The following is a 5,980-nucleotide window of genomic DNA, read 5'->3' on the forward strand; positions in this document are numbered from 1 at the left end:
TGACACACCCGCCCATGAGCAAACCATGAAAAACCTGTAAAGACCTTCCATCGAAGGTCTCTACAGGGTCGGGTATAACGGGTATATCTATACTGGATTTGGTATTACTTGTATGTGTTGGGTTTCGTTCCTCAACCCAACCTACACCATTTTTTATTGGTCTTTGTAGTCGAAGGCGATCGCCTTGTTTGACTGTATTTCCAATTCTTACTATTGTCCAATAGATAAATCCAACAATAATTGGCATCCATCAGCAGTCGCTACTTTCTCAGAATCGGTCGAAAATCTGATAACTTAATGGTTGGAGTTTATTGGTCTTTGTCGTGGAAGCTTTCTTTAACTGTATTTCCAATCAATCAGGACTTACCCATGCAGCTCCCTTAAAAACGCCATATGTAGGGGCGAATGGCATTCGCCCTCACTGGATAAGTGTGTCCGTGCGTAAGTCCTGTAAATATGACTATTGGACAATAAATCAATCAGCGGAACGGATGTTCTATCGCTACTTTCTCAGAATCGGTCGAAAATCTGATAACTTAATGGTTGGAGTTTATTGGTATTTGTAGTGGAAGGCGATCGCCTTGTTTGACTGTATTTCCAATTCTTACTATTGGACAATAGATGAATTAAACATCAATAAGCGTGAAAATGACTTGTATGTGTTGGGTTTCCTTTGCTCCGCAACGCTTACGCGAACGTCAACCCAACCTACACTATTTTCAATAATAATTTTTCAGTTCAGTTCCAGCTCGATTATGTATGGGGCTGTTTTTTTGTGGCTTTTATTCTGGTTCAATACCATCATCAAATCAAAAAAGACATAATTGTATTAGTTATTTCTTCAATAATTATCTGTTGAAATTGAATTAACTGACTTTGAGCTATTTTTTACTCAATATAGATGATTATTTATCGAAAATTCGAGACATAATTTTGTGAGTTAGATGCAGTTTTAAGTTGTTCAAACCCTGGCAATATTAGTCTCTGTAGGTTGGGTTAAGCGATCGCGAACCCAACAACAATCTAATATATGTTGGGTTTCCTTCTCCGACCCAAGCTACACTATTTTCAATAATAATTTTTCAGTTCAGTTCCAGCTCGATTATGTATGGGGCTGTTTTTTTTTGGACGTTTATTGTGGTTCGATACCATCATCAAATCAAAAAAGACATAATTGTATTAGTTATTTCTTGAATAATTATCTGTTGAAATTGAATTAACTGGTTTTTAGTTAAATTTTACTGAATATAGATGATTATTTCTCGAAAATTCGAGACATAATTGTGTTAGTTAGATCCAGTTTTAAGTTGTTCAAACCCTGGCAATATTAGTCTCTGTAGGTTGGGTTAAGCGATCGCGAACCCAACAACAACCTAATATATGTTGGGTTTCCTTCTCAGACCCAACCTACACTATTTTCAATAATAATTTTTCAGTTCAGCTCCATTAGGTTATGGGGCTGTTTTTTTTTTGACTTTTATTGCAGTTCGATACCATCATCAAATCAAAAAAGACATAATTGTATTAGTTATTTCTTCAATAATTATCTGTTGAAATTGAATTAACTTCCTTTTAGCTATTTTTTACTGAATATAGATGATTATTTATCGAAAATTCGAGACATAATTGTGTTAGTTAGATGCAGTTTTAAGTTGTTCAAACCCTTGCAATTACAGAAAAGTCAGGCAATAATATAAATGGAAACAGACAAAAGCAAGTCTGATTCCAAATCAACAAAATTGATTTACTAATTTTATTAAGGAGCAACTGAAAAATGGCTAACATTAACATCTCTGACTTAAATCCTGCTGGTGCTGACTTATTCTTAGATTCTGAAAGCTACCTCAATGATTTGACTGAGGGAGAAATGACCAATACATTAGGCGGAATCCGCCGCCCCCGCCCCGGGATCGATATTTCTATTTTCTTGTGCATTCTGCGTTAACATTGGTTAGGGGTTGGTTAGGTAATTGTGAATTGCGGAATGAATAAAATTCACATAGTTACATCCTATCTATAGGCTTAGAACTATGTCAACAATTCTTTCCTACCTTTTTTGACAGTTTATTTGCTGTGACGATCTAACCTACACTATAGAACCCCTGAAGGGGTTCTATTGAGAATATAGACGGAGAGGGTGGGAAGTGTGGGGAGAGGGGGGTATTTTTCTACTCTTTTTCCCCTATCTTATTTCTCAATCTCCTGAGGACTGAGGACTTGGCTAAAAACCCTCATCTTTGCAGAGATAAGGTTCGAGCTTCTATAAAAAAATATCACCCAGTCACAAAATTAATGTTCGACTGAGTGATATTTTGCTGTTGACTTTGGTTTGACTCAGGAGTTGGAAGTAACGGTGTTGGGAGGCGATAATATCGATCGCGATCGCCACCCCCAACCCATTAAAGCTATGGGGAAATAGCTTTACTATTTGATTCTAGACTCGTCACAACTTCAACTGACTCAACTTGCTTCTTAACCCACTCACCAAACAACTCTGAACAAATCTGAAAACGCAACTTATTATCTAACTCTGCTGGAATAATCTCCTCCACAAAAATCAAATGCACTCCCTTAGAACTCACAATAGGTTTAATCATTTGAGGAGGTTTAGCCGCAAAAACAGCAGCAGAAATCTCTGGTTTCAAATCCTTACGAGACAATACTCCTCGATATCCCCCCTGACGACGTAACTCTTTATCCTCAATATATTGATGAGCAACATCATAGAAACTTGTTTCCCCTTCCTCAACAGCATAGAATAATTCCATCGCTAAATCTTCATCATCCAAAACCACCTCATACATCACCACACCAGCATAATTCAATTGATTTTCATAAAAATATGGCTCAACCTTATCTGCAAACAGATGAGCAACCAATTTTTCAGAAGCAATACTTATATAGGCAACTTCTTCTAAATCATCTACAGACAGACAATGTTTTTCCAACCAAGCAAAAGTTTCTTGGGCGCTATGAAGTTTATTGACAAACCTCATAGTATCTGCTGCTTTCTGAAGTTCTTCAGTCTCTACTTTTATACCTGCTTCCTGAGCTGCATCCATAATAATCTTGCGAGTAATAATTCCTTCTGTAAGCTCAGAGGTTTTTAAAGATAGCTTGACTTGGTTGAGAATATCTTCAGCAGTAATAGTGATAGATTGTGACATGGTTTTTCTCCTATTAATTAATCAAAACAAATAAGTATTAAGAGTCATCTTTAGATGACTTTTGCTATTAGCCAAGAAATTCATTTCTTAGGGGGTGACTGATGACCATGACTAGCCAACCAGTTATCAAACTGATGACCAAAAAAGAGGGTCTCAAGCCTCCCCTTTCAAGGGGATGAAAAAAGTAAACTTCAGTATTTCAAGCCTCCCTATTCCATGGAGGTACTGATAACTGATAACTGATAACTGAAATGACCCGATAACCCGCTAAGAATTAAAATCCTTGGCTAATAGCTGAAGTCATCTCAAAGATGACTTTTAATAATGTGTAATCTGAGCATCTAGCTCACGCAAAGAAACAAGATATTCACTCAGGAAGCAGGATGCTTAAGTAAGGAAACAAGATGTTCACTCAGGGAGCAAGATGCTCCCACTGGTGAAAAATTAAATCTTGACAGACGAATAGTGACAATTTCCAATTCTTATACCGCTAGTTAACTGTCAATTATTAATTATTTCTACTAGACTGACACAGCTAAAACTGTGCAAGAGATTTTTATTTCTAGGTATCTTTATCTCCCCTACTCCCCTACTCCCCCACTCCCCTACTCCCGAATGCACCATTTTAGATGAAACAGTCCACTACAAATCTAAACCTCCTTTTTGTAACTTCTTGAATGGGTCAAGAATAAAATCAATTAGACGACGCTGACGCACAACAACCTCTGCCGTTGCCGTATCTCCAGGACGCAAAGCAATACACTCATTAGCCGCAGGAATACAAGTCTCATCCAATTCAATTTCTAACTCATAAATCGCTATATTCCCCTCAGCAGTTTCCTGCATTTTTGAAGTAGGAGAAATGTTTTTTAAAGTTCCCTCTACTACACCATAATCCTGAAAAGGATAAGCATCAAATTTCATTTTCACCTCCATTCCTTTCTTTAAAGAACCACTTTCTGAAGTTGCCATTTCTGCCTTCAAAAAAAGATTTTTACCTTGTGGTGATACTTCCACAATCATCTCCCCTTGTTGCACAACATCTCCCACTCCTTCAATGGGCAAATTAAAAATAATGCCTCCCTGTTGCGCCCTAACTACTCGTTGATCCAACTCAAAATTTAAAGAATCAATATCTTTCTTTGTCTGAGCAATTTCAGCTTGAATACTAATAATTTGACTATCCATATTCTTGAGCTGCTCTTTGATTTTTGAAATTGCAATCTCCCCAGAATGAGTAATAGTTTGAGAACTATTTTCTTGTTCTGTTAAACGTAACTCAGCTTGCTCAATATCTGCTTTTGCTTGATTAATTGTTCTTTCATAACTACTCTTTTGTTCTGTTAAACGTAATTCAGCTTGTTTAATATCAGCCTCTGCTTGATTAATAATTCTTTCATAACTACCTTTTTGCTCTGCTAAACGTAACTCAGCTTGCTCAATATCTGCTTCTGCTTGATGAATAACCCGGTCGTAACTACCCTCTTGCTCTTCTATTCTTAGTTTTGCTTGTTCCCGATCTGCTTGACTTTGCTCCCATATTCTTTGTCTTTCTTCTGCTATATCCTCCTTTTCAACTACCTGAATTTCTGTAACTGCACCCTCCTCCCAAAGATTACGATAACGTTCAACTTCTCTGAGAGATTTTTGCCAGCGAATTTCTGATAATTTATAAGCAGTATTACTATCATCTAACTGCTGTTTTACTTGATTAACTTGAGCTAATTTTTCTTCCCTTTGTAAATTTAATATTCTCCTAGCAGCTTCGAGATTTTGTTCTGCTTGATGAACTTGTGCTAGCTTTTCTTCTCTTTGTAAATTTAATATTCTCCTAGCAGCTTCGAGATTTTGTTCTGCTTGATGAACTTGTGCTAGTTTTTCCTCTTCCTGTAAATTGTAGGTGGTATTCAGAGATTGAAAGTTGCGTCGTACTTGCTCTACCTGAGCTAATTTTTCTAATGTTTGGGATTGATTTTGTCGTTCTTGGGTACGAAGTTCGATTTCTAATTGACTTTTTTGTTGTTCAATTTTACTGAGTCTATTTTGTTGACTTTGCAGTTGAATATTCAGTTGAGCAAGTCGGTCGCGAATAGGGCGAGATTCTAATTCTATTAAAATATCTCCAGCTTCAATTTTGTCTCCCTCTTTAACATAAACTTTCTCAACTTTTGCCGTTTGTGTATATACCGTTGCAGCCGTAAATGTTAAATTTAACTCTTGCTTAAGAGTACCACCTTGAGGTTCTAAACGCCCTCTAGCAGTACCAGTTTCATCTACTTGAGAAAACATTCCCCAGGGCAGAGCGATCGCTACAAATATGATTAAAAGATATAGTAATCCTCGCGTCCAACGTTGGGGTAAAGCATCTAATAATTCTTTAGTAGCAAAAGACCAATCATCAACAGATTTATTTGTATCTAATTTGGTCACTTCTGGCTCAGAAATTTTGGAGTTATTTAAACTTTTTTCTAGTGTTACTAAGTCAGTCTCTAAAGGTTTATGACCGTTTGATTCTACTGTTAAATTAAATTGTTGTGGCATAATTTTTATCAGTTATTAGTTATCAGTTGTTAGAACTTTGTAGGTTTGGTTGAGGAACCGAAACCCAACACACACTTACCGAATAATTAATAATTAATAATTAAATAATTCGCGCCTTGAAGCCTCCCCTTTTAAGGGGAAAAAAAAGAAATAATATTTCCTTATATTTAATCAAGAACGGTTTTAACCAGAGGTAATTATCAATTATCCATTATCAATTAATGAAGGTTGTTGGGTTGCGCTATCGCTTAACCCAACCTACTACTTTTTTC

General features: G+C 36.5%; 4 protein-coding genes. 1 reads left to right on the plus strand and 3 read right to left on the minus strand.

Annotated elements, in window-relative coordinates:
* Nucleotides 1-247, minus strand: a 247-nt coding sequence (locus F6K27_RS04330) for a hypothetical protein (RefSeq protein WP_287275475.1), incomplete at its 3' end; no start/stop codon positions are given.
* A gap of 1,527 nt (nt 248-1,774) precedes the next feature.
* Here F6K27_RS04330 and F6K27_RS04335 point away from each other — a divergent pair.
* Nucleotides 1,775-1,945, plus strand: coding sequence for a hypothetical protein (locus F6K27_RS04335; protein WP_287275472.1), 171 nt, complete (start codon nt 1,775-1,777; stop codon nt 1,943-1,945).
* A 460-nt stretch (nt 1,946-2,405) separates the two neighbouring features.
* Here the strand turns inward: F6K27_RS04335 and F6K27_RS04340 are convergent, their stop codons facing one another.
* Complete coding sequence (locus tag F6K27_RS04340) at nt 2,406-3,167, minus strand: peptidylprolyl isomerase (protein ID WP_287275470.1); 762 nt, start codon at nt 3,165-3,167, stop codon at nt 2,406-2,408.
* Between the two features lie 642 nt (nt 3,168-3,809).
* On the minus strand, nt 3,810-5,708 hold the full coding sequence (locus tag F6K27_RS04345) for an HlyD family efflux transporter periplasmic adaptor subunit (RefSeq protein WP_287275468.1): 1,899 nt from the start codon (nt 5,706-5,708) through the stop codon (nt 3,810-3,812).
* Between the last annotated feature and the right edge of the window lie 272 nt (nt 5,709-5,980).

Origin of the sequence: Okeania sp. SIO2F5 (assembly GCF_010692685.1) — a bacterium.
GTDB classification, from domain to species: Bacteria; Cyanobacteriota; Cyanobacteriia; order Cyanobacteriales; family Microcoleaceae; genus Okeania; species Okeania hirsuta.

Coding starts and splice junctions, on each gene's coding strand:
- F6K27_RS04340 (WP_287275470.1), bottom strand. CDS start 3,167: ATGTCACAATCTATCACTATTACTGCTGAAGATATTCTCAACCAAGTC.
- F6K27_RS04335 (WP_287275472.1), top strand. CDS start 1,775: ATGGCTAACATTAACATCTCTGACTTAAATCCTGCTGGTGCTGACTTA.
- F6K27_RS04345 (WP_287275468.1), bottom strand. CDS start 5,708: ATGCCACAACAATTTAATTTAACAGTAGAATCAAACGGTCATAAACCT.